Genomic DNA, 21,434 nt, shown 5'->3' on the forward strand with positions numbered 1-21,434 from the left:
CTAGATTCATCCCGCTCTAGACCTGACAGGCCTGGATCTGGGTAGGCTGCAGGTGCCGAACGGTTTAGAGATCGCGCTGCAGGGCCAGGATGCGGATGGCCCGCACGGACCGATCCCGCGCTTCAGCCAGGAAAGCGATGTGGCAGTATGCACAGGCCACGGTGCCCAGAAGCAGCACCAGGCTGTTCTTCAAGGTGAAATCGACAGCCAGCGAGTACGGAAGACCCCTGGGCGACGTGAACGCAGCGATCGTGCTCGCCGTTTCAGAGTGGCTGCCGACGGCGATCATCAGCCCGGCGAAAATCAGGGCGACGTGGTTGGCGAGGAACGAGAATGCCGACCTTTTGGTGTGGCACGCCACCCAGCAGACGATCGATGCCGCGGCAAGGATCGCGGCGTCGACAGCCATCGAGCTCCCCAGCCAGACATCGACCTGCTGCCAAAGCATCGCTGACAAAGGGCGCAGTTCGAGCCAAATCCACCATGCGGTGGGGCTGGCTGGATAGGTTCCCAGCAAGAAGGTCGCCATGCGTTCCCCTGCCAGGATCGCAAGAATGAGAAACGGAAAGGCGAAAAGCAGAAGCGGCTGGCGTTTCATGTTCCCTCGACAATCTGCAAGCCAGGATAGACTGCATAGATTGCGCAAGGCTTAACGGCTCTTAGGATATCCTGATGGCACAATGTCGGATCATGGCTGAGTGGACTACTTCCGGCCCTCCCCCGATTGCGAGCGCTCGAGAACGGCGAAGAAGATCACGGTGAGGAGAAGGACGATCAGGAGCAGCACGAACGCGGCTGCCGCGCCTTCGTTGAGCGAGAGGCCGAGAAAGGCGCGGCGATAGGCAAAGAAGCTCAGCACTTCTGTCGCGTTGCCAGGCCCGCCCTTGGTCAGGACATAGGGTAGATCGTAGGTCCGGAACTCGTTGATCAGCTGGATGATGATGGTGATCGCCGCGACCGGCCGCAGCATCGGCAGCGTGATGTAGACGAATTGCTGCCAGCCGCGTGCTCCATCCACTTCAGCCGCCTCATAGGGATCGCGCGGCAAAGCGGCGAGCCCTGCGGCGAGGATCAGCACGACGAAGGACATTTGCTGCCAGATGTCGATCGCAGCCATCGTCCAGAGCGCCATGCCTGGCGTCCCGAGCCAGTCGAGGCGCGGCAGGCCGAACGTTTCCATCAGATGATTGGCGATGCCGAGATTGGGCTGGAGCAGCATGCGCCAGATCAAGGCGACGCTGATCGGCGACATCGCCATGGGAATGGTCAGAACCGCGAAATAGACCGGCTTCATCCGGACCGTTCGGTTGAGCATCAGGGCGATGCCGAGCCCGATCACGAATTCGCCGACCACCGTCACCGCCGAATAGCGCACGGTGAGCCAGAGCGCGTTCCAGAACAGCGAATCGCCGATCATCGACGCGAAATTCTTGAACCCGACAAGCGGCAGAAGCTGCGGCTTGATCAAGGTCATCGAGGAAATCGAGAGGATGCAGGCATAGGCCAGCGGAAAGCCCATCACGATCGCCAGCAGCAGGAGGCCCGGCAAGGCAAAGGCCCAGCCAGTCCGCCACTCGCGGCCACGGGCAGCCAATCCTTTTTTGATCGCATTGTGCATCGTAACCGCAGCCTTGGTCGGGGTGGCGTTCCTGGTCTGGTCAAGATCCGGCGCGGCTGACACCGCCGCGCCGGATCTCCTGGCAGAGCCGGACTCTATTTATCGAGGAGCCCCTGCAAGCCGTCGGAAGCCGCCTTCAGCGCCGCCTCCGATGTCGCCTGGCCGCCAGCCGCCAGCGAGAGCTGGGTACCGAGCAAATCTTCGTATTGCGCCGAATAGGTGAAGATCGGGAACGACTTGCCGGTCGACACGACGTCGCCTGCGGTCTTGTAGAACGGATACTTCGCCAGCACGGCGGCATCGTCATAGACATCGCTGCGCACAGGCGCGTGGCCCTCGAGCGCGCGCTTGACCGAAACATCCTTGCTTTGCACCCACTGGATGAAGGTCCAGGCGGCGTCCTGCTCTTCGGGCGAGGTGTTCTTGGGAATGCCCCAGCCCCAACCGCCGCTTTCGCCATGGCCACCCGGCATCACCGACAGGCCGACCTTGCCGGCGACAGTCGGACACTTCGCGGCATCGTCCATCTGCGGCAGCATCCACCAATAGGTGACCATGCTGAAGGCGGAACCGCTGCACATCAGGCGCATGGTGTCATCGAGCGTCGCCGACACAGCACCCTGCTGGGCGCCGTGTTGAATGTTGTCGACATAGAGATCAAGCGCCTTCTTCGCCTCGGCCGTGTCGAGGCTCGCCTTGCCGTCGGCATTGAGATAGCTGCCACCGGCGGAGAACAGGTAGTTGGAGAATTCCATGCTGTTGGGATCGCCGCGCTGGCCCTGCATTGCGGCTCCGGCGACGCCGGCATTGGCTTTCATGAATTTGGAAATCGCCACATAGTCTTCAAGCGTCGTCGGCAGGGCAAGCTCCTTGCCGGTTGCCGTCTTGTAGGCGGCCTTGAGCTTCTCGTCGCCGATCAGGTCCGTCCGGTAGAGGAGACCCATCGAGTAGTTGTACATGGGCACCAGGAACAGCTGGTCCTTGGTTCGGCCGAGCAGGTCAAGCGTCGAAGGAATGAAGGGGGTCAGATCGTATTTGGATTTCTCGACGAAGGGTTTCAGATCGGCGAGCCAGCCGGCCGCCGGAAACTCACCGGCCCACAGGAAGTCGACCTCGAGCACATTGTAGTAGCTCTGTGACGCGGTCAGCTGGGACACCAGCTTGTCGTGCATGTCAGGATAGCCGATCTTCTCGAACTCGACCTTGATGCCGGTCTGCTTCTCGAATTCGGGCAACAGCGCTTCAATGATCTTGGTTTCCGGCACGTCCTCCATCAAGGCGTGCAAGGTGATGGGCTCGGCCGCCCTGGCCGGAAGCGATGCGCTGAGAACAGCTGCGCCGCTCACGGCCGTCATCAGCATTTTGATCAAGGTCTGCTTGTTCCAAGTCATAACTCTCTACTCCTCTTTCCCTCTGGACGCAGCGGTGATCCCGCCACGATTTCGTAACCGGCTAGCGAGCCTTGTCGGCTCTCGGAGCGGCCGGCCTATTTCACGCTGCCGAACGTCAAGCCCTGGACGATGAAGCGCTGGATGAAGCGGGAAGCCACGACCAGCGGCAGGATGGCAAGGACGACGCCGGCCGAGACCTTGGCGATCTGGACGCCGTTGGAGGTCTGCAACGCGGCGAGCGCAACCGGTATGGTCGCCGTCGCCGGCCCGCTCAAAACCAGGGCAAACAAAAACTCGTTCCACGCCAGGATGAAGCCGAGGACGCCGGCTGCCGCGATACCGGGCAGCGACACCGGCAGCACGATGCGCCAGAAGGCGCCCCAGGCGGTCGCCCCGTCGGTCATCGCCGCCCACTCCAGATCGACCGGAATGCCTTCGAAGAAGCCCATCAGTATCCAGGTCAGGAAGGGCAGGTTGAGCGCGGCATAGACGATGATCAGCCCGGTCAGCGAATTGCTGAGTTCCAGGCTTCGGAACAGCGTGAAGGTCGGCAGCACCAGCGCCACGGGCGGCAGCATTTGCGTCGCCAGCACGGCAAAACGCGCCCAACGCCCGCCCGTACGGAAGCGGGCGAAGGCATAGCCGGTGGTCGCGGCAAAGGGCAGCGCGAGCAGAACCGAGCCGAGCGCGACGATCAGGCTGTTGAGGTAGGACTGACCGAAGCGGCTCGACAGCAGCGCCGAATAATTGTCCGTCGTAAAGGCCGGCATCAACTCGTTGCTGTAGGACAGGTGCTCGGGCACGAAGCTTGTCCGGAGCACCCAGAGCGGCGGCAGCAGCACGATAGCGGAAACGACGATCAGCCCGAAATGCAGGCCGAAGCGACGACGAAAGGCCGACCGTTCGTTTCTGTCCATGCTGGTCATTGAACGGCTCCCATGAGGCTCGGCCGCGCAATCACCAATTCGGTCTCGGGATCAAACAGGTGCATCGGCAGCGGGTCGATGTAGAGGTCGACGATCGAGCCGACTGGCGCCGTGAAATAACGGCTGAGGCGGGCGGCGATCTCCAACGGCTTGTCGTCGCCGGCCGGGCGCGTGTCATCCTTGCCGGTGGGCTGGCCCGCAATCTGGCCGATCAGGACGTTCTCGGCGCCGAGAGCCTCGACGGCCACGACCCGTACGGCAACCTTCTGCCAGTCAGGCTTGTCAGGGCTTTCATGGAAATCCTCGGCCCGCACGCCCAGAATGACGCGGCGCCCGACACGCCCGCCATAGGCAGAGCGGTGGCGGGCGGGGACGGCAAGCACCGCGCCGCTGTCGGTCAGGACGGAGAGCCCTTCGCCAGGTGCGGCCTGAAGCGTCGCCGGAATGAGGTTCATCGGCGGCGTTGCCAAGAACCGCGCGACGAAGGTGTTGACCGGATCGGCATAGACTTCAAGCGGCCGACCCGCCTGGACGAGACGGCCGTCGCGCATGATGCATATCCGATCGCCCATGGTCATGGCCTCGACCTGGTCGTGCGTGACATGGACAATGGTGCGGCCAAGGCGCCGGTGCAGCTTGACGAGTTCGAGCCGCATTTCGGCACGCAGCTGCGCATCGAGGTTCGACAGCGGTTCGTCAAGCAGGAAGGCCGCCGGTTCGCGAACGATCGCCCGGCCGAGCGCGACACGCTGCCGCTGGCCGCCGGAAAGTGCGGCCGGCTTGCGGCCGAGAAGATTCTGAAGGCCGAGCAGGTTCGCGGCGTCGGCAATCTTGGCATCGATCACTGCGGCGTCGGTGCCACGCATCTTCAGCCCGAAGGCCATGTTCTGCCGCACCGACATATGCGGATAGAGCGCATAGCTCTGGAACACCACTGCGACGTTGCGGTCGCGCGGCGCGACATTGGCCACGCTCTTGCCACCGATGCGAAGATCGCCGGAGGAAATGCTCTCCAGGCCGGCAATCATCCGCAGCGTTGTCGATTTGCCGCACCCCGACGGGCCGAGAAAGATCACGAATTCACCATCGGGAATGGTGAGATCGACCTCATGCACCCCGTAATTGCCATTGCCGTAGAGCTTGGAAACGCGATCGAGCTCGATAGACGCCATAGTCTTTCCTTATGAACCCGTCTGACCCGGCCGAACGCCGCAGTCGAAGTCGGCGAATGGCTACTTTAGAGAACAAAATAGAACATTGTAAACCTGTTTCCTGATCGTATGTGTTCACTTTTTGGGGCGACATGTACCGGCACCAGGATTCGGCCACGGCCGCGAGGAACCATCAGGTCATGTAGACGCCGCCGGTCACGTTGACGCCCTGGCCGGTCATGAAGCGGGCCTGATCCGAGCAGAGGAAGACGACGACGTCGGCAACATCCTCGGGCAGTTCGAGCCGCCCGAGCGGCGTTTGCGCGATATAGTCGGCAACCACCCGTTCGGGCGTGACCTGCCGCAGATGCGCCTCCCACTCGACTTCGCGCGATTGCATGCCCGTCTTGACGAACCCCGGGCAGACGGCATTGACGCGGATCCCCTTGGGCGCGAGTTCGCGGGCAAAGGCCTGTGTCCAGCCGAGAACGGCGAACTTGGACGCCGAATAATGCGCCAGGAGCGGCGCCCCGACCTTCGCGGCAAGCGAGGCGGTGTTGACGATGCAACCCGTGCCTTGCTTGACAAAATGCCGTCCAGCGATCTGGTTTGCGAGGAATACACCGCGTGCATTGACGGAGAAGTTGAAGTCCCACTCCTCGTCGGTCAGTTCCAGCGCGTGCTGCATGGTGGACACGCCGGCATTTGCGATCAGGATGTCGCAGCCGCCAAGCGCTTCCAGCGCGGTGGCGAAGGCCGCCTCGACGGAATCGCGACGGCGAACATCGACCGCGACGGCAGCGGCACCGCCGCCAATCTCCTCGGCCGCTTGGCGCGCCGCCTCGGGGTCCAGATCGCCGATCGCCACCACCACACCCTGCCGCGTCAGGGCAGCCGCGATCGCGCGGCCGATCCCCGCGCCACCGCCCGTCACGAAGGCACGCTTGCCCGCGAGTTCGGCAAGCACGGGAGGCGTGACGGAGACAGCCGGCATGGTCGTATTCTCTCTACTTGATGGCAGAACGCATTCTGTTGATATCGAGATGCATACCAATAAAATCGAACACTGCAAACATATTTTTGTTTGAAAATGTTTGATCATGCGATAAAGTGAAAATCAGCAGACCGCTTCGTCGGCGGCTTACCCACCGGATACATCGATGGCAGACGACACCGCCCTTCCTGAGACATCCACGCACGGCGCACCGCGCGATGCCGACCGTCAGCGCCTTCTTGCGCACGATCGGCACGCACATATCCTGGCTTTGCTGCGGCGGACGGGGTCGCTCACCGTCGCCGCGGCAGCGGCCGAACTCGCCGTTTCCGACATGACGATCCGCCGTGATCTCGTCGAATTGGAACGCGAGGGCAGGCTTGTGCGAATCCACGGCGGCGCGATCGAGGCGGACAACCCGCCGCTGGTCGCCATGGACAGTGAGGAGCCGAGTTTCGATTCGCGCTTGCGCCAGCGCCGCGACCCGAAGGCGGCGATTGCTGCCGCCGCCGCCGCGCTGGTCTCGGGATACCGCACGATCGCGATGGATGTCGGCACCACCACCTATCTGATGGCCGAGCACCTCAAGGACCTTCCGCACGCCAAGGTGTTCACCAACAGCCTCAGGATCGCAGCGTTGCTGAACGGCGGCGTGCCCGAGGTCTATGTCGCCGGCGGCCGCGTACGGGCCGACGAGATGTCGACCGGCGGGCCTACGGCCATCGCCCAGTTCGAGGCGCTGTGGTTCGACGTCGCCGTGATCGGCGTCTCCGGTATCACGGTGGACGGCCTCTTCGACTATTCTTTCGACGATACCGACATGAAGCGCGCCTATCTCAGACGATCAGGCACCAAGATCGTGCTCTGCGACTCCGCCAAATTCCTGCGCATGTCGCTGGTGCGGATAGCACCACTGTCGGACATCGACATCCTCATCACCGATGCCGAGCCGCCGGCCAAGATCGCCGCGGCGCTCGCCGCGGCCAAGGTCGACCTGCGCATCGCGCCGCCGCTCACGCGCGATTGAGACGCAATTTTTCCATTTTATCCCAAGGAGAAGACTCGATGGTATTTGATTTTTTCGGCGACAAGAAGAAGGCTGTCATCTCGATGGCACATATCGGTGCCTTGCCGGGGACGCCCCTCTATGATGCCGATGGCGGCCTCGACAAATTGATCGATGGCGTACTCGCCGACATCCGCAAGCTGCAGAGCGGCGGCGTCGATGCCATCATGTTCGGCAACGAGAACGACCGCCCCTATGTCTTCAAGGCGCCGCCCGAAGGCATTGCCGCCATGACCGCGGTTGTCCAGGCGGTGAAGCCTGAGCTCAAAGTGCCGTTTGGCGTCAACTATCTCTGGGACCCTACTGCCAGCGTCGCGATCGGCGCGGCCACCGGAGCCCGCTTCGTGCGTGAGATCTTCACCGGCCTGTTCGCTTCCGACATGGGCCTGTGGGAGCCCGATTGCGCCGCCGCCTCGCGTCTGCGGCACAATCTCGGCCGCGACGACATGAAGCTTCTCTTCAACATCAATGCCGAGTTCGCCCACTCGCTCGACCAGCGCCCGATTGAATTGCGCGCCAAGAGCGCGGTGTTCTCGTCGATGGCCGACGCGATCCTTGTTTCCGGCCCGATCACCGGCCAGCCGGCCGACCAGTCCCATCTGCGCAGCGTCTGCGAGACGATCAAGGACGTGCCGGTCTTCGCCAACACCGGCGTGAACATCGACAATGTCCGCGATGTCCTTTCGCTGGCGAGCGGCGTCGTGATCGGGACCCATTTCAAGATCGATGGCAATACCTGGAACGCCGTCGACGGCGATCGGGTCAAGCGCTTCATGGATGTGGTCGCCACTCTGCGTTGAGAGATGGTTCCCTCGGCGACACCGACCATTGCGCCGGCCCGCCGACATCCTATCAATCATTCCGGGCCGACGCCCGGAATGATCGACGGTATCGACCGGCGGGCACAACGAGGCCGACAGGTTTCGCCCGCCTGATTTCCTCGCATTTCAGTGGATTCGACATGGCGTGCGTTCTAGGCCTCGACATCGGCACCACCTCGACGATCGGCATCCTGATCCGGCTTCCCGATCAGGTGCTGGGCCTCGCCTCCCGCCCCGTCACGCTGCATTCCGAGCATGCGGGCTGGGCCGAGGAAGATCCCGCGCAATGGTGGGCGAATGTCCGCGACATCATGCAGGAGCTGCTCCGGACCAGCGGCATCAAAGCCGAGGAGATCGTGGCGATCGGCACCACCGGCATGCTGCCGGCGGTCGTTCTTCTGGACGATCAGGGCGAGGTGCTGCGACCGAGCATCCAGCAGAGCGACGGCCGCTGTGGCGCCGAAGTGGCCGAACTGCGGACCGAATGCGATGAGACGGCTTTCATCGCCAAGGCCGGCAACGGCATCAACCAACAGCTCGTCACCGCAAAGCTGCGCTGGATAGAACGTCACGAGCCGGAGGTGTTCAGCGGCATCGCCACCGTTTTCGGCTCCTATGACTATATCAACTGGCGCCTCACCGGCGAACGCGCGGTCGAGCAGAACTGGGCACTGGAGGCCGGCTTCGTCGACGTTTCGACGCACCGGATCGATGACGATCTGGTGGCGCTCGCGCACATACCGCGCTCGGCCGTGCCACGAAAGATCGCCTCGCATGAAATCCTTGGTTCCGTCTCGGCGAAGGCCGCCGATGAGACCGGCCTGATAGCGGGAACACCGGTTGTCGGCGGTGCGGCCGACATGATCGCCTCCGCGCTCGGCGCCGGCGTCGCCAAGCCCGGCGACGTCCTCCTGAAATTCGGTGGTTCGATCGATATCCTGATCGCCACCGATCAGATCAAGCCCGATCCGCGCATGTATCTCGATTACCATCTGGTGCCGGGCCTGTTCATGCCCAATGGCTGCATGTCGACCGGCGGCTCGGGCCTCAACTGGTTCGTACGCAATTTCGCGGGTGGCGAGACAGAAGCGGCGGAGGCCGAAGGCATTTCGGTGCATCAGCGGCTCGACCAACTGGCGGCGGCGCGTCCCGCCGGCGCCGATGGCCTCACCATCTTGCCCTATTTCCTCGGCGAGAAGACGCCGATCCATGATCCGGCGGCTCGCGGCGTGATCGACGGCCTGACGCTGTCGCACGATATCGGCCATGTCTGGCGCGCTCTGCTCGAGGCCTACGCCTATGCCATCGCGCATCATGTCGAGGTGCTCAACGACATGGGCCACCAGACCGAGCGCTATCTCGTCTCCGACGGCGGCTCGAACAGCCGGATCTGGATGCAGATCGTCGCGGATGTCTTGCAAAAGCCGGTACAACGCCTGACCGGGCATCCCGGCTCCTGCATCGGCGCCGCGTGGACGGCAGCGATCGGCGTGGGCCTGACCGACGACTGGTCTGGCGTTTCCGGTTTCGTCAGCTTCGCCGACCGCCTTGATCCCGATCCGCGCAAGGCCGACATCTACCGCGATGGTTATCGCCGCTATCGCGATCTCTATGCGCGCCTGTCGGCTCCTGCCGCAACCGGAGCGGGATCGTCATCGTAATGCATCGCGCCATCGCCTGGGACATCGATGGAACGCTGATCGACAGTGAGCCATTGCATCATCGATCTCTGCTCGCCGGCTGCCGCAACTGGAATGTCGATCTCGACGACCTGCCCGATCAGGCCTTTCGCGGCATCCATATGGGCGATGTCTGGACAATGCTGCGTCCGCGTCTTCCAGCCGGGCTCGATCAGGCGGAGTGGCTCGCCGCCATCAATGCCCACTACGTCGCCAACCGGGCGGACGCCACCGCAATCCCCGAGGCGGTCGAGACGATCCGGGCACTGGCCGATCGCGGCATTCCGCAGGTCTGCGTGTCAAATTCCGGCCGGCAAGTCGTCAATGCCAATCTCGATGCGCTCGGCGTGCTCGACCTCATGCGTTTCACGATCAGCCTTGATGACGTATCGGTCGGCAAGCCGGATCCAACGCCCTATCGCGAGGCTTGCCGGCAGCTGGCCGTAGCCCCAGGGTCGGTGGTGGCTGTAGAAGACAGTCGCACCGGCGCTGACGCCGCACGAGCCGCAGGTCTGTTCGTGGTTGGCTATCTCCCCAGCGGCGGCCTGTTCGGCGACGTCGATCTCAGTACCAACCGTCTGTCGTCGATCCTGGATCTGTTTCCTGGCTGAGGGTTTGGCGCGACGCCACCTCCCAGCTGTGCGCCTGGCCATGCCGGTAGAGGATCGGGGCGTGATGGCATCTGGTCGATTCACATCGATCCGGTAAGAATCCCCTTGCGCCTCATGAACCGCAAACGACTCCACACCCCAGGATTGGACGCTTGATGAACGATACCCCCAAAACGCTGGCACAGGACTCGCTTGGGCCAACCGTGACCATTGGAGAAATATTGGTAGAGATCGTCGCGAGGGAGACAGGCGCCGGCTTCCGGAAACCTATCGACCTCATTGGTCCCTTTCCGAGCGGCGCGCCCGCCATCTTCATCGATCAATGTGCGCGTATGGGCGGAGCGGCGGCGATGGTGGGCGTGGTCGGCGACGACGATTTCGGCTTCGTCAACATCGAGCGCCTGAAGCGAGACGGCGTTGACATTTCCGCCATCGCTGTTTCCCCGGATCATCCGACGGGCAGCGCCTTTGTTCGCTACCGCGAGGACGGAAGCCGCGATTTCGTCTACAACATCGCCAAGTCCGCTGCCGCCCGGCTGGAATGGACCCCGCAGGTCGAGGCGCTGATCGCGCGGTGCGGGCATATCCACGTCATGGGAACGGTGTTCGCAAGCCCCGCCGCCTGGGCGATCACCGAACGCGCGATCCCGCTGATCAAAGCACGCGGCGGCACCATGTCGCTCGATCCGAACCTGCGCAAGGAATTGCTGGCCCACGGCCAGACCGAGGAGAAATTCGCAAGTCTGGTGGACAATGCGGACCTGCTGCTGCCGTCGGGCAACGAATTGTTCCTGGCCGCCGGCATGGACGGCGAGGACCGCGCGATCGAGGCGCTGTTCAAACGAGGGGTCAAGGAGATCGCCGTCAAGCGCGGCGAACATGGCGCGTCGGCCCGCCAACGCACCGGCGCCCGCGCCGATTGCCCCGGCCTCATCGTCGAGGAAACGGACCCTACCGGCGCCGGCGACTGTTTCGGGGGAGCCTATGTCGCATGCCGGCGGCTGGGCATGCAGCTGCAGACGGCGCTCGAATTCGCCAACGCTGCAGGCGCGCGCAACGTCACACGCCTTGGCCCCATGGAGGGAGCCGGCACGCGTGCCGAACTGGAAGATTTCATGGCAAGAACAGCGAGAAGAAGCTGATGCGTGTCGCGATCGAAGGTTTGCCGGCCCTGCACAGGGAAGGGAAGAAAATCGGGGTGACCTCGGTGTGTTCGGCACACCCGTTGGTGCTGAAAGCTGCACTGCGCCACGGCCGGGAAACCGGCACCACCGTCCTGATCGAGGCGACGTGCAACCAGGTCAACCATCTGGGCGGTTACACGGGCATGACGCCGGCCGATTTCGCGGCGATGGTGGATGCGCTCGCGGCAGCCGAGCAATGCCCGAAAGAGTTGATCGTGCTTGGCGGGGATCATCTCGGCCCTAATCCCTGGAAAGACCGGCCCGCCGAGGAGGCGATGGCGCAGGCCGGGACAATGGTCGATGCTTATGTTCGCGCCGGCTTCCGCAAGATCCACCTCGATGCCTCGATGGGCTGCGCGGGTGAGCCGGCGGCGCTCGACGACCACACGGTGGCCGGGCGCGCGGCCAGGCTGGCGGGCGTCGCGGAACGGGCGGCAGCGCAGAGCAGCAGCGGGGCAAGCCCTGTCTACATCATCGGCACGGAAGTGCCGCCGCCGGGCGGCGCCGATCACGCATTGGATGCGATCACCCCGACCAGTCCGGAGGCCGCTCGCCAAACACATGCCATTCACGCCAAAGCATTCCAGGCCGCCGGGCTCGATAGCGCGTTTTCCCGCGTCATCGGCCTTGTGGTGCAGCCGGGCGTGGAGTTCGGCAACCAGAATGTGATTTTCTACGATCGGGCGAAGGCCCGCGATCTGGCGGCGACTTTGAACGGATTGCCGTCGCTCGTTTTCGAAGCCCATTCGACGGATTATCAGGGCGAGAGGCCGTTGCGTGAACTCGTCGAGGACGGTTTCGCCATCCTCAAGGTCGGCCCAGAGCTGACCTTCAAACTGCGCGAGGCGTTGTACGCGCTCGACCTGATCGCTTCGGATATGGTGCCCTTCTATGGCGAGCGGCCGCTTTACCACGCCATGGAAGAGTTGATGCTCGATGCCCCCAGGAATTGGGCAAGCCACTATCACGGCAGCGATGCCGATAAGCGGACGCTGCGCCACTACTCCTATTCCGATCGCATCCGATACTATTGGGCGACCCCGCAAGCCCGGGCCGCCTGCGACCGGCTCTTCGATGCGTTGAAGGGCCGGAGGGTGCCGGTGACGCTGTTTCTCCAGCACCTGCCTTCGGCTGTCGCTTGGGCTGACCGCGCCTGCGACGGCGAGGAGATCGCGATCGATCACGTCCAGCGAAGCATCGAGGTCTACGCCCGGGCATGCGGCACCTGAACCCTCGGCCCTTCAAGGCCAGAGCCGATGGGCCGGCGGGCGGCTGGAACGCTTACAGCGATGGTCCCAATCGGATCGGGCTGCCGTCGCTGAAACGGGATTGACGGAACCTGTGGAGATTGTGCCCGGTCTCGTTGCCCTGGATCAAATCGGACAGGATGCGGCCCATTCCGGGCCCTATGCCGAAGCCGTGGCCACTCATTCCGGTCGCGACAACGAGGCCTGGGATCGCAGCGGCGCGATCGACGATAGGCACGACATCCGGCATCGCATCGATCGTGCCCGCCCAGCTCGCCTTGATCGGCACTGTCTTGAACTGCGGGAAAAGTCCTCTGAACCCGCTGTCCATGGCGCGGAGCGCCGAGGCCTCGGGAGCGGGATTGAGGACGCGCATCCGTTCGAACGGGGTTTCCTTGTCAGCGTCCCATCTTCGCGGGGTTGACCAGGCGTCCGGATATCCGCGCGGCGCGGCCGGCAGGTAGCGTGTGCCAAAGGGATTGGCCATCAGGGCGCTGACATATTTGCCCGCATGGCGAAATGCGTCCGGCCCTATGTAGAGTTGGTTGCTGCCTCCCGATGCGAGCGTGTACCCGCCATCCTGCCTGCGCCGGAAAGCGATGTGTTCGTCCGTGGCCGCACCGGCGTGGATTTCCGCCATCGGCGCTGTCGCGGCGACGGTCGCTCTGACGCTGAGTTGCGGAATCGAGATGCCGTGCGCGCGCAGGAAGAGCGACGTCCAGGCGCCGCTGGCGACGAGGACGCTCGAGGTGGCGATGTGGCCCCGCTCGGTCCAGACGCCGCTGATCCGGCCCGCCGAGATGTCGAGCATACGTGCCGCACAATTCTCGATGATCGTGACGCCTTGCCGGGCTGCCAGGCGAGCGATCGCGGGCACGGCAACCCAAGGCTCGGCGCGCATGTCCGATGGGGTGGTCATCGCGCCTTTGAACGGTTGCGACATGGCAGGGATCAGGCTTGCCACCTCACCTTGGTCGAGGAGACGTGTGTCGACGCCATGAGCCTGGGCGATCTTCAGGAATTTCGCGAAACCGGCCATCTCCTTGTCCGTCCGCGCAAGATAGGTAACGCCTGTCTGCGTCAGCCCTATGTCCTCGCCGCACTCCTCGGCCAGTTGCCGCCAGAGGCGCTGCGCTTCGATCACGATCGGCAGTTCGTCGGCATCGCGGCCCTGCTGCCGGATCCAGCCCCAATTGCGCGAGGATTGCTCGGCGGCGATGCGTCCTTTTTCCAGCAGCGTCACCGAGATGTTGCGTCGCGCCAGGAACAGTGCCGTGGTCACGCCAATGACGCCGCCGCCGATGATCACGACTTCCGAAGTCTTCGGCAGCGGCTCTTGAAACTGGATCGGAGTGGATTCGGTGAAGGGGAAGATTGTCAAAGAGCACGTCCTTATTGGTATGGCACGCCTGTTGCTCCGCAGACGGAACCAAAGAAAGAAGGAAGGAACGGCGCCAACTGTCAGTCCAGGAAAGTTGTATCGATGCCAGAATACGATCTCTACATCAACGTGAAGAAGCCGGGCATAGGCCTCTATGTTCGTACCGGCGCTACTCTCCCCGATTTCGCCGATCCGAAAGAGTGGGTCTTTGACGGTACTGCGGCGCAGGACTTGCTGCCCCCGAGCGTTGTGGAAGGTGTCGCGGCCGACGGGCATGCGTTTCGCGATATGGACTAGGGTCGTCGATAGGCAAGGCCGGCATGCTTGACACCGTCCACGCGTGCGATGAGCCGAAAGTGGCGAATTGATCTCGTTGATCTCACGTTGCTGACAAGTGTTCTATAGGTCGGGTGCTCGACGGCACGGAAACCGGGGCCTACAAATTGGTCTGACATGCCGCGCGCGCGGTGCTGACGCTGACACTGCACGCCAAACGAACGGATCGAATATGGTTTCAAGCTTACCGCCTCCCGTCTCCCAATCGGTCGCCGCCAGGCTTACGCGGGCGGCGATCTTCCTGGTGGTGACGATCAATCCCGGAACGGCGGCCGAAGAGACGGTCCGCGGCGTGTGCGCCGACCTCTCCAGCCTGTTGCGCGGCGTGGGATTCCGCAATCTCAATGGGCAGTTGTCATGCGTCATGGGATTTGGCTCCAAGGCCTGGGACAGGTTGTTTGGAGCGCCTAGGCCGAAGAACCTGCATCCATTCCGTGAGATACGCGGCGTGCATACCGCCGTCTCGACACCCGGCGACATCCTGTTTCACATCCGGGCGGCAAGCATGGACCTATGCTTCGAACTGGCGACCCACATCATGTCGCGGCTCGCCGGCGCGGTCACGACCGTGGACGAGGTGCACGGCTTCAAATTTTTCGACGACCGCGATCTGATCGGCTTTGTCGACGGAACCGAAAACCCGGTGGGCCAGGCCGCCGAAGCGGCCACCCTTGTCGGCGATGAAGACTCCGACTTTGCCGGCGGCAGCTACGTGATCGTGCAAAAATACCTGCACGACGTGGAGCGGTGGAACAAGGTGCCTGTCGAGGAACAGGAGAATATCATCGGCCGGCACAAGCTGTCCGACATCGAACAGCTCGATTCCGTGAAGAAGCCCTACGCGCACAATGTCCTGACGTCGATCGAAGAGAACGGCGAACAGCTTCAGATCGTGCGCGACAACATGCCGTTCGGCGAAGTCGGCAAGGGCGAGTTCGGCACCTATTTCATCGGCTACGCCCGTTCCCCACAGCGCATCGAGACGATGCTCGAGAACATGTTCATAGGCAGCCCGCCGGGCACTTACGACCATCTGCTGGATTTCAGCCGCGCGGTGACGGGAGCGCTGTTCTTCGTGCCGACGGCGACGTTCCTGGACGACGTCAGCCCCGAGGCGGCTGACGACAGCGGCGCGAAAGAGCTGCAAGCCCCCGAGGCGCCCCAGCCGAACGCCAACGATGGTTCACTCGGGATCGGATCCCTTAAGAAAGAGGCAGGACATGAATAATCTCCATCGGCACCTCGCGCCCATCTCTGAAGAGGCATGGGAGCAGATCGAACAGGAAGCGTCCCGGACGCTCAAGCGCCATCTGGCGGCGCGGCGCGTGGTGGACGTTGTCGGCCCGAAAGGTTTCGACCTTTCGGCTGTCGGTACCGGTCATCTCAAGCAGATTCCCACACCTGGCGAAGGGGTCCAGTCCGCACAGCGCGTGGTGAAAGCGCTGGTCGAATTGCGGGTTCCGTTCGTGCTCACACGCCAGGCGATTGACGATGTGGACCGGGGTGCTGCGGATTCGGACTGGTCGCCGGTGAAGGAAGCGGCGCGCAAGATCGCCTTCGCCGAGGATCGCTCCGTCTTCGATGGCTATGCCGCCGCCGGCATCCAAGGCATTCGCGAAGGCACAAGCAATGCCACTGTCGCGCTCCCCGCCAATGTAATGGGCTATCCGGAAGCTGTAGGACAGGCGGTCAGCCAGTTGCGGCTGGCCGGGGTCAATGGGCCCTATGCGCTCGTGCTGGGTGCGGCGGCGTATACGGCCGCGAGCGGTGGCAGCGACGAAGGCTACCCGGTCTTCCATCATCTCGAGCGTGTGGTGGACGGCGGGATCATCTGGGCTCCGGCCATCGAGGGTGGGTTCGTGCTCACCACGCGTGGCGGCGATTTCGAGCTGGATATCGGCCAGGACCTTTCCATCGGCTACCTCAGCCACTCCGGCACAGAAGTCGAACTCTACCTGCAGGAGACATTCACCTTCCAGCTGTTGACCGCCGAAGCTTCAGTGGTGCTCGCGCCGCCGAAAAAGTGATGGCGAAGGCAGTGCCGAGCGAATTGGCAAATATCTGAGGTGTCCGAGCGTATGGCTGTTGATCCCCCTGTGCAGCATGTCGTCATCATCGGAGCCGGATTCGGTGGTCTTGCGGCCGCGCGCGATCTTGCGAGTGCGCCGTTCCGCATCACACTTGTCGATCGCCGTAACCATCATCTGTTCCAGCCACTGCTCTATCAGGTCGCCACAGCCGCGCTCGCGACGTCGGAAATCGCCTGGCCCATCCGCTATCTTCTTCGCAAGCACAAGAACGTCACGACGCTGCAAGGCAGCGTCGTCGGCGTGGAGGTTCAGGAGCGAAAGGTGCTTCTGGACGGGGAGGAGCCGATCTTTTTCGACACGCTGGTTTTAGCGACCGGTGCTCGCCATGCCTATTTCGGTCATGATGAATGGGAACCCTTTGCGCCGGGTCTGAAGACCCTGGAGGATGCCACCAAGATCAGAAGGCGGATTCTCGCGGCGTTCGAACAGGCCGAGTGGGAAACGGACGACGCCGAGCGCGCCAAATTCCTGACTTTTGTGATCATCGGCGCAGGTCCGACTGGCGTTGAGCTGGCCGGCACGATCGCCGAACTCGCCCACGACACTTTGCGCAACGATTTCCGCAATTTCGATACGCGCAGCGCGCGTGTCGTGCTCATCGAGGCCGGTCCCCGCATCCTCTCCGGCTTCAGTGAACGGCTGTCCGCCTACGCTCGACGGGCACTGACGCGGCTCGGAGTCGAAATCAAGCTTGGGCACGCTGTTTCCAAATGTGGAGATGCAGGGGTCGAGCTTGACGGAGTGTTTCTCGCCGCGAAAACAATTATCTGGGCAGCGGGGGTCGCCGCCTCGCCCGCGGCGGACTGGCTGAATGCGCCGGCCGATCGCGCGGGACGGGTGCTCGTGGAAGCGGATCTGACAGTCCCGGGACATCCAAACATCTTTGCGATCGGTGACACCGCCCATGTCGAAACCGCGGATGGAAAACCAGTCCCAGGTGTTGCGCCAGCCGCCAAGCAGGAGGGGCGCTATGTCGCCGAAGTGATCAAGGCACGGCCGCGGGGCAAGGACGTCCCGCGGCCCTTCACATACAAGAACGCCGGCAATCTCGCGACGATCGGAAAGCGCGCCGCCATCGTGGATTTCGGCTGGATCAGCCTGAAGGGTCGAATGGCCTGGTGGATATGGGGCATTGCGCACATTTTCTTCTTGATCGGCCTGCGAAATCGCCTCGCCGTTGCCTTGAATTGGCTGTGGATCCATACCAGCGGCGAGCGCAGTGCCCGCCTGATCACGCAAGGCGAGGCGAAGAAGGGCGGGATCAAGCTTTAGCGACCGGTCGGCGGAGAATATGCTGCTGAGGGGCGAGCCTTGATTGTCGGCCGTGATCGCGACGCGCTAGCTTACCGACAAAATAGCGGCAACGGAGGACACGCGATGGCGTCGTTGTTGGGCATGCAAGCTCTGTTTGGCCTGCCGCTGTTCGTCGTGCACCTGATTGCAGTGGTGCGCGCGATTACCCGCGCCAACCGCACACCTGCCGCCCGTGTAGCCTGGGTGGTTGTCATCATGTTCCTGCCGCTGCTTGGTGTCATTGCCTATTTACTCCTTGGCGAGACCAGCATCGGGCGCAAGCGCGCGCAACGGCTCAAGGCGGCGGAAGACCGAACCGCCCGGCCCGATGACGCGGCCTATGCGCCGGAAACCATTGCGCCGGAAGCAGCCGCCCAATTCGACCTTTGCCGGTCGATCAATGGGCTGCGGCCGGTGGCGGGCAATCGCATCCTGCTTCTGGGTGATCCCGAGGCGTCCAGCGACCAACCGACATTCGACTCCGATATCGCGATCGACTCGCTGGCAAGGGATATCGAACAGGCAAAGGAGCATGTGCACATCGGCTTCTATATCTGGCTCGACGACGAAAATGGCGGCAAGGTCGCCGACGCCGTCGCTGATGCCGCGCAACGCGGCGTGCGTTGCCGCGTGATGGTGGACGCTCTGGGCTCACGCTCCCTTATCCGCGGTCCACGCTGGCGGCAGTTGCGCGAAGCGGGTGTGTTGTTGGTTGCCACGTTGAATGACATTCCGCGCCTGGGGCATCTGGCCGTGGGCCGCGCTGACCTGCGCAATCATCGCAAGATCGTCATTATCGACAATCGCATCGCCTATTGCGGCAGCCAGAACTGTGCAGATCCGGCATTCCGGGTGAAGGCGAAGTATGCGCCCTGGGTGGACATTTTCCTGCGTTGCGAAGGACCAGTGGTGCGCCAGGCACAGTATCTGTTTCTATGCACATGGATCGCCGAAACCGGCGAGCCCCTGGAAGGGCTTGCCGCAGCCCAGCCTGGGCCGGAGCATTTCCAGCCGGGAAGCGTGGCGCAGATGTACGGAACCGGACCGACGACGCTCGGCAATGCCATGTCCGAGTCCTTCGTTGGCGCGATCTATTCCGCGCGCAAGGAACTCATCATCACGACGCCCTACTTCGTACCGGACGAGGCGGTCCTGCGCGCCTTGTGTGCCGCCCCGCGCCGGGGCGTCGGGACGACAATTGTCTTCCCCGAACGCAACGATTCATGGTTGGTGGAAAACACCAGCCGCAGTTGCTATGCGGACTTGCTCTCCAATGGCGTGGGCGTCCACGAGTATCCGCTGGGGCTGCTGCATACCAAATCGATGACCATCGACGGGAAGATCGCGCTGGTCGGATCAGCCAACATGGACCGGCGCAGCATGCAGCTCAACTTCGAAAACAACCTGCTGATAGCGGACGAAGACGCCGCCGTCGCGGTCCGCGCTCGCCAGCAGGGCTACCTCGCCGTGTCGCGGCCGGTCACGCTCGACACGGTCAAGGCCTGGCCGTTTCATAGGCGCCTGGTGCAGAACGCGGTGGGCATGATGGCGCCGATACTCTAGACAGGTCGCCTCCAATTTGCGGTACTACCCACCCGGAGCAGACAGCCATGATCAGCGCCGCCATAACCTATCTTTTCGACCCTCTTTGCGGCTGGTGCTACGGCGCCACGCCGATGTTGGACAGACTTGCGGCCGACGGCGTCGCGATCGACGCGCTGCCAACAGGTCTCTTCTCGGGTGCCGGCGCCCGACCACTGGACGCGGGTTTCGCTGCCCATGCCTGGGACAGTGACCAGCGCATCGAGCAGCTGAGCGGTCAGCCTTTCAGCCAGGCCTATCTGGACAATGTTCTGAACGTGCCCGGCACGCTGCTTGACTCCGGCGCCGCCACGCTCGGCATCAGCGTGCCGGTTTCAAGGATCCGCGCCGCCGGCTGCCGGCGCTGAAGGCCATCCAGCACGCCCGCTATGTCGATGGCCGCGACATCGTGACGACGGGCGGTGTGGCCGAGGTTCTGAAAGACGCCGGCATGGCGGACGCAGCAAGGCTTGTGTCGGCGCCATCGGAAGAATTCCTGCTGGCTCATCGGGACCTGGTCGGCCGTGGCCGTACGCTGTTCCAGCAATTGCACGCCAACGGCACACCGGCACTCGCCTTGATCCGCAACGGAATGCCGCATCTCATCGGCTCCAATGCGCTCTACGGCAGCTACAACAATCTACTCGCCCAGATTCAGGCGGCCTGACCCTCCGGTCTCCTTGGCGCGCCGGGCATGCGGCTTCACTTCACTCGGCGACCATGAAAGAACCCAGCATTCGTCGTATTCAGTCGGATGTTGCCGGTTTCGCCCTGCTCCGACGGGTTGTCGATCTTCTTTTCGGATATCGTCTCCTTCTTGTTTTTCGGACTTCCTCCTACCCCTTTCGGGCTGCGACTGGCGGGCGGCACGGGTGGCATCTCGTTGTGTCGTGACATAGTGGCAAACTCCCTTTGAACTATCCGGTCTTCTCGATTCATGCCGAGGCCTGTCTCGGAAGCACCTGGAGCACCCTGGTGATGAACATGCTGAATTCGGCCATGTAGTTGCGCAGGAATTCCTGGGTGGATTCAACCGTGACCTCACCGGCATCCGTGATCAAGCCAGGCGTAAACTGGATGTAGGCCTCAGGTGCGTTCATCTGCGGTGAGTTGCAGAAGCTCAGCACACTGCGCAGGCCCTGCTGGGCGACCGCGGTTCCGATGGTGCCGGGCGATGTGCCAATGACTGCGGACGGCTTGCGGGCGAAGGAATTCTTGCCATAGGGGCGACTTGCCCAGTCGATGGCGTTCTTCAGACCGCCGGGGATGGAGCGGTTGTATTCCGGCGTGACGAAAAGCACGGCGTCGACAACGGCGATAGCGTCCTTGAAGGCGCGAGCGACCGGCGGGAAGTCCGCGTCGTAGTCGTAGCTGTAGAGCGGCAAGTCCTTGAAGGAGATCTCCGACATCTCAAGTTGCGGCGGGGCAAGTTGCACCAGTGCCTTCGCGAGTTTGCGGTTGATGGATTCGCGCGCGAGGCTGCCGATGAGATAGCCAACTTTGTGCTTGGTCATTTGTACCTCCTACGTTCGGCCCGAAGGTTCTGACGATCCCGCATCCATGCCGATCGCCGTTCCGCCGTGGTGAAACGCCGCCCGGTCACGACATGCGGCAAGGCGCGCGCGAGGTTCGGGCGTCATTGCGCGGCTTGGCAGCAGGACATAGAGCATCGTTCGTGCCAGTTCCCTGCATCACGCAAGATCAATAGCTTAAGTTGTCCTTCGCTTGATTTTGGGACATTTTGGCCAAGCCGAAAGACAAATTGTCTATAGATTTCAACAATGTGGCACAGAAGTAGCTCCCCGTCAAACTTGAAGCCTTCTCCGGGCGCGTATCCTCTGCTAAGCGAGGGATACCCGTGTTCCCGATCGTTTCGCCTGCTGTCGGTTCCACGGAGCGGCGGAAACAACCGTCGCCGAGCGTCGATGTCTTCAGGCCGGTTTGGCATCGCGAATTGACTGCCGAGGGTGGCTCAAACTGTGCCCTCCTGAAACTCCGAACCGAGTTCGAAAGTTCTGCCTTGTTTCATTCACCGTTCGTTTCGCTCTGAATGTTGACGGGCAGT

Annotated in this window: 21 protein-coding genes; 12 read left to right on the top strand and 9 right to left on the bottom strand. The window is 62.8% G+C overall.

Annotated features, from left to right (window positions below):
* Positions 1–64: 64 nt before the first annotated feature.
* The 6 genes from FCU66_RS18730 to FCU66_RS18755 all read right to left on the bottom strand — a co-directional run bounded on the left by FCU66_RS18730 (position 65) and on the right by FCU66_RS18755 (position 6,080).
* The gene (locus FCU66_RS18730; RefSeq protein WP_136622775.1) at positions 65–598 is read right to left on the bottom strand and encodes a hypothetical protein; all 534 of its coding nucleotides are present in this window, start codon (positions 596–598) and stop codon (positions 65–67) included.
* 105 nt (positions 599–703) lie between these two features.
* Complete coding sequence (locus FCU66_RS18735; protein ID WP_246093942.1) at positions 704–1,681, bottom strand: carbohydrate ABC transporter permease; 978 nt, start codon at positions 1,679–1,681, stop codon at positions 704–706.
* A 32-nt stretch (positions 1,682–1,713) separates the two neighbouring features.
* The gene (locus tag FCU66_RS18740; RefSeq protein WP_136622776.1) at positions 1,714–3,009 is read right to left on the bottom strand and encodes an extracellular solute-binding protein; all 1,296 of its coding nucleotides are present in this window, start codon (positions 3,007–3,009) and stop codon (positions 1,714–1,716) included.
* Positions 3,010–3,104: 95 nt separating this feature from the next.
* A complete protein-coding gene (locus tag FCU66_RS18745; protein ID WP_136622777.1) occupies positions 3,105–3,935 on the bottom strand; it encodes a carbohydrate ABC transporter permease in 831 nt (276 codons plus the stop codon).
* On the bottom strand, positions 3,932–5,107 hold the full coding sequence (locus tag FCU66_RS18750) for an ABC transporter ATP-binding protein (protein ID WP_136622778.1): 1,176 nt from the start codon (positions 5,105–5,107) through the stop codon (positions 3,932–3,934). Before FCU66_RS18750 ends, FCU66_RS18745 begins: the two co-directional genes overlap by 4 nt.
* 172 nt (positions 5,108–5,279) lie before the next feature.
* Complete coding sequence (locus FCU66_RS18755) at positions 5,280–6,080, bottom strand: SDR family NAD(P)-dependent oxidoreductase (RefSeq protein ID WP_136622779.1); 801 nt, start codon at positions 6,078–6,080, stop codon at positions 5,280–5,282.
* A gap of 166 nt (positions 6,081–6,246) precedes the next feature.
* Here FCU66_RS18755 and FCU66_RS18760 point away from each other — a divergent pair, with 166 nt between their 5' ends.
* The 6 genes from FCU66_RS18760 to FCU66_RS18785 all read left to right on the top strand — a co-directional run bounded on the left by FCU66_RS18760 (position 6,247) and on the right by FCU66_RS18785 (position 12,670).
* Positions 6,247–7,107, top strand: coding sequence for a DeoR/GlpR family DNA-binding transcription regulator (locus FCU66_RS18760; protein WP_136622780.1), 861 nt, complete (start codon positions 6,247–6,249; stop codon positions 7,105–7,107).
* 38 nt (positions 7,108–7,145) lie between these two features.
* Positions 7,146–7,946: a BtpA/SgcQ family protein gene (locus tag FCU66_RS18765; protein WP_136622781.1), complete on the top strand. Its 801-nt coding sequence runs from the start codon at positions 7,146–7,148 to the stop codon at positions 7,944–7,946.
* A 161-nt stretch (positions 7,947–8,107) separates the two neighbouring features.
* Entirely contained in the window at positions 8,108–9,628 is a 1,521-nt protein-coding gene (locus FCU66_RS18770) for an FGGY-family carbohydrate kinase (protein WP_136625431.1), read from the top strand.
* The gene (locus FCU66_RS18775; protein ID WP_136621121.1) at positions 9,628–10,257 is read left to right on the top strand and encodes an HAD family hydrolase; all 630 of its coding nucleotides are present in this window, start codon (positions 9,628–9,630) and stop codon (positions 10,255–10,257) included. The genes FCU66_RS18770 and FCU66_RS18775 overlap by 1 nt, the downstream gene beginning before the upstream one ends.
* Positions 10,258–10,412: 155 nt before the next feature.
* A complete protein-coding gene (locus FCU66_RS18780) occupies positions 10,413–11,399 on the top strand; it encodes a tagatose kinase (RefSeq protein WP_136621122.1) in 987 nt (328 codons plus the stop codon).
* On the top strand, positions 11,399–12,670 hold the full coding sequence (locus FCU66_RS18785; RefSeq protein ID WP_136621171.1) for a D-tagatose-bisphosphate aldolase, class II, non-catalytic subunit: 1,272 nt from the start codon (positions 11,399–11,401) through the stop codon (positions 12,668–12,670). Before FCU66_RS18780 ends, FCU66_RS18785 begins: the two co-directional genes overlap by 1 nt.
* Before the next feature lie 52 nt (positions 12,671–12,722).
* Here the strand turns inward: FCU66_RS18785 and FCU66_RS18790 are convergent, their stop codons facing one another.
* Positions 12,723–14,069: an NAD(P)/FAD-dependent oxidoreductase gene (locus FCU66_RS18790; RefSeq protein WP_136621123.1), complete on the bottom strand. Its 1,347-nt coding sequence runs from the start codon at positions 14,067–14,069 to the stop codon at positions 12,723–12,725.
* Positions 14,070–14,577: 508 nt separating this feature from the next.
* Here FCU66_RS18790 and FCU66_RS18800 point away from each other — a divergent pair.
* The 6 genes from FCU66_RS18800 (at position 14,578) to FCU66_RS41960 (ending at position 20,036) form a co-directional block, all read left to right on the top strand.
* A complete protein-coding gene (locus FCU66_RS18800) occupies positions 14,578–15,633 on the top strand; it encodes a Dyp-type peroxidase (protein WP_136621172.1) in 1,056 nt (351 codons plus the stop codon).
* On the top strand, positions 15,626–16,432 hold the full coding sequence (locus FCU66_RS18805) for a family 1 encapsulin nanocompartment shell protein (protein WP_136621125.1): 807 nt from the start codon (positions 15,626–15,628) through the stop codon (positions 16,430–16,432). Before FCU66_RS18800 ends, FCU66_RS18805 begins: the two co-directional genes overlap by 8 nt.
* A 51-nt stretch (positions 16,433–16,483) precedes the next feature.
* Complete coding sequence (locus FCU66_RS18810; protein WP_136621126.1) at positions 16,484–17,767, top strand: NAD(P)/FAD-dependent oxidoreductase; 1,284 nt, start codon at positions 16,484–16,486, stop codon at positions 17,765–17,767.
* Between the two features lie 105 nt (positions 17,768–17,872).
* On the top strand, positions 17,873–19,351 hold the full coding sequence (cls, locus tag FCU66_RS18815; RefSeq protein ID WP_246093943.1) for a cardiolipin synthase: 1,479 nt from the start codon (positions 17,873–17,875) through the stop codon (positions 19,349–19,351).
* A 47-nt stretch (positions 19,352–19,398) separates the two neighbouring features.
* On the top strand, positions 19,399–19,737 hold the full coding sequence (locus tag FCU66_RS41955) for a hypothetical protein (RefSeq protein WP_246093944.1): 339 nt from the start codon (positions 19,399–19,401) through the stop codon (positions 19,735–19,737).
* Positions 19,738–19,778: 41 nt separating this feature from the next.
* Positions 19,779–20,036 (top strand): hypothetical protein, encoded by a 258-nt coding sequence (locus FCU66_RS41960; RefSeq protein WP_246093945.1) that lies wholly within the window; start codon positions 19,779–19,781, stop codon positions 20,034–20,036.
* A gap of 35 nt (positions 20,037–20,071) precedes the next feature.
* Here the strand turns inward: FCU66_RS41960 and FCU66_RS18825 are convergent, their stop codons facing one another.
* Entirely contained in the window at positions 20,072–20,266 is a 195-nt protein-coding gene (locus FCU66_RS18825) for a hypothetical protein (protein ID WP_136621127.1), read from the bottom strand.
* Between the two features lie 38 nt (positions 20,267–20,304).
* Positions 20,305–20,883, bottom strand: a complete 579-nt coding sequence (locus FCU66_RS18830) for an NADPH-dependent FMN reductase (protein ID WP_136621128.1) — start codon at positions 20,881–20,883, stop codon at positions 20,305–20,307.
* Between the last annotated feature and the right edge of the window lie 551 nt (positions 20,884–21,434).

The sequence above is a fragment of the Mesorhizobium norvegicum genome (assembly GCF_004919685.1).
Lineage (GTDB): Bacteria > Pseudomonadota > Alphaproteobacteria > Rhizobiales > Rhizobiaceae > Mesorhizobium > Mesorhizobium norvegicum.

Excerpts from the sequence above, each read along its gene's own strand:
- FCU66_RS18730 (WP_136622775.1), bottom strand. The coding sequence starts at position 598 with ATGAAACGCCAGCCGCTTCTGCTTTTCGCCTTTCCGTTTCTCATTCTT.
- FCU66_RS18740 (WP_136622776.1), bottom strand. The coding sequence starts at position 3,009 with ATGACTTGGAACAAGCAGACCTTGATCAAAATGCTGATGACGGCCGTG.
- FCU66_RS18745 (WP_136622777.1), bottom strand. The coding sequence starts at position 3,935 with ATGACCAGCATGGACAGAAACGAACGGTCGGCCTTTCGTCGTCGCTTC.
- FCU66_RS18750 (WP_136622778.1), bottom strand. The coding sequence starts at position 5,107 with ATGGCGTCTATCGAGCTCGATCGCGTTTCCAAGCTCTACGGCAATGGC.
- FCU66_RS18755 (WP_136622779.1), bottom strand. The coding sequence starts at position 6,080 with ATGCCGGCTGTCTCCGTCACGCCTCCCGTGCTTGCCGAACTCGCGGGC.
- FCU66_RS18760 (WP_136622780.1), top strand. The coding sequence starts at position 6,247 with ATGGCAGACGACACCGCCCTTCCTGAGACATCCACGCACGGCGCACCG.
- FCU66_RS18765 (WP_136622781.1), top strand. The coding sequence starts at position 7,146 with ATGGTATTTGATTTTTTCGGCGACAAGAAGAAGGCTGTCATCTCGATG.
- FCU66_RS18770 (WP_136625431.1), top strand. The coding sequence starts at position 8,108 with ATGGCGTGCGTTCTAGGCCTCGACATCGGCACCACCTCGACGATCGGC.
- FCU66_RS18775 (WP_136621121.1), top strand. The coding sequence starts at position 9,628 with ATGCATCGCGCCATCGCCTGGGACATCGATGGAACGCTGATCGACAGT.
- FCU66_RS18780 (WP_136621122.1), top strand. The coding sequence starts at position 10,413 with ATGAACGATACCCCCAAAACGCTGGCACAGGACTCGCTTGGGCCAACC.
- FCU66_RS18785 (WP_136621171.1), top strand. The coding sequence starts at position 11,399 with ATGCGTGTCGCGATCGAAGGTTTGCCGGCCCTGCACAGGGAAGGGAAG.
- FCU66_RS18800 (WP_136621172.1), top strand. The coding sequence starts at position 14,578 with ATGGTTTCAAGCTTACCGCCTCCCGTCTCCCAATCGGTCGCCGCCAGG.
- FCU66_RS18805 (WP_136621125.1), top strand. The coding sequence starts at position 15,626 with ATGAATAATCTCCATCGGCACCTCGCGCCCATCTCTGAAGAGGCATGG.
- FCU66_RS18810 (WP_136621126.1), top strand. The coding sequence starts at position 16,484 with ATGGCTGTTGATCCCCCTGTGCAGCATGTCGTCATCATCGGAGCCGGA.
- cls (WP_246093943.1), top strand. The coding sequence starts at position 17,873 with ATGGCGTCGTTGTTGGGCATGCAAGCTCTGTTTGGCCTGCCGCTGTTC.
- FCU66_RS41955 (WP_246093944.1), top strand. The coding sequence starts at position 19,399 with ATGATCAGCGCCGCCATAACCTATCTTTTCGACCCTCTTTGCGGCTGG.
- FCU66_RS18825 (WP_136621127.1), bottom strand. The coding sequence starts at position 20,266 with ATGTCACGACACAACGAGATGCCACCCGTGCCGCCCGCCAGTCGCAGC.
- FCU66_RS18830 (WP_136621128.1), bottom strand. The coding sequence starts at position 20,883 with ATGACCAAGCACAAAGTTGGCTATCTCATCGGCAGCCTCGCGCGCGAA.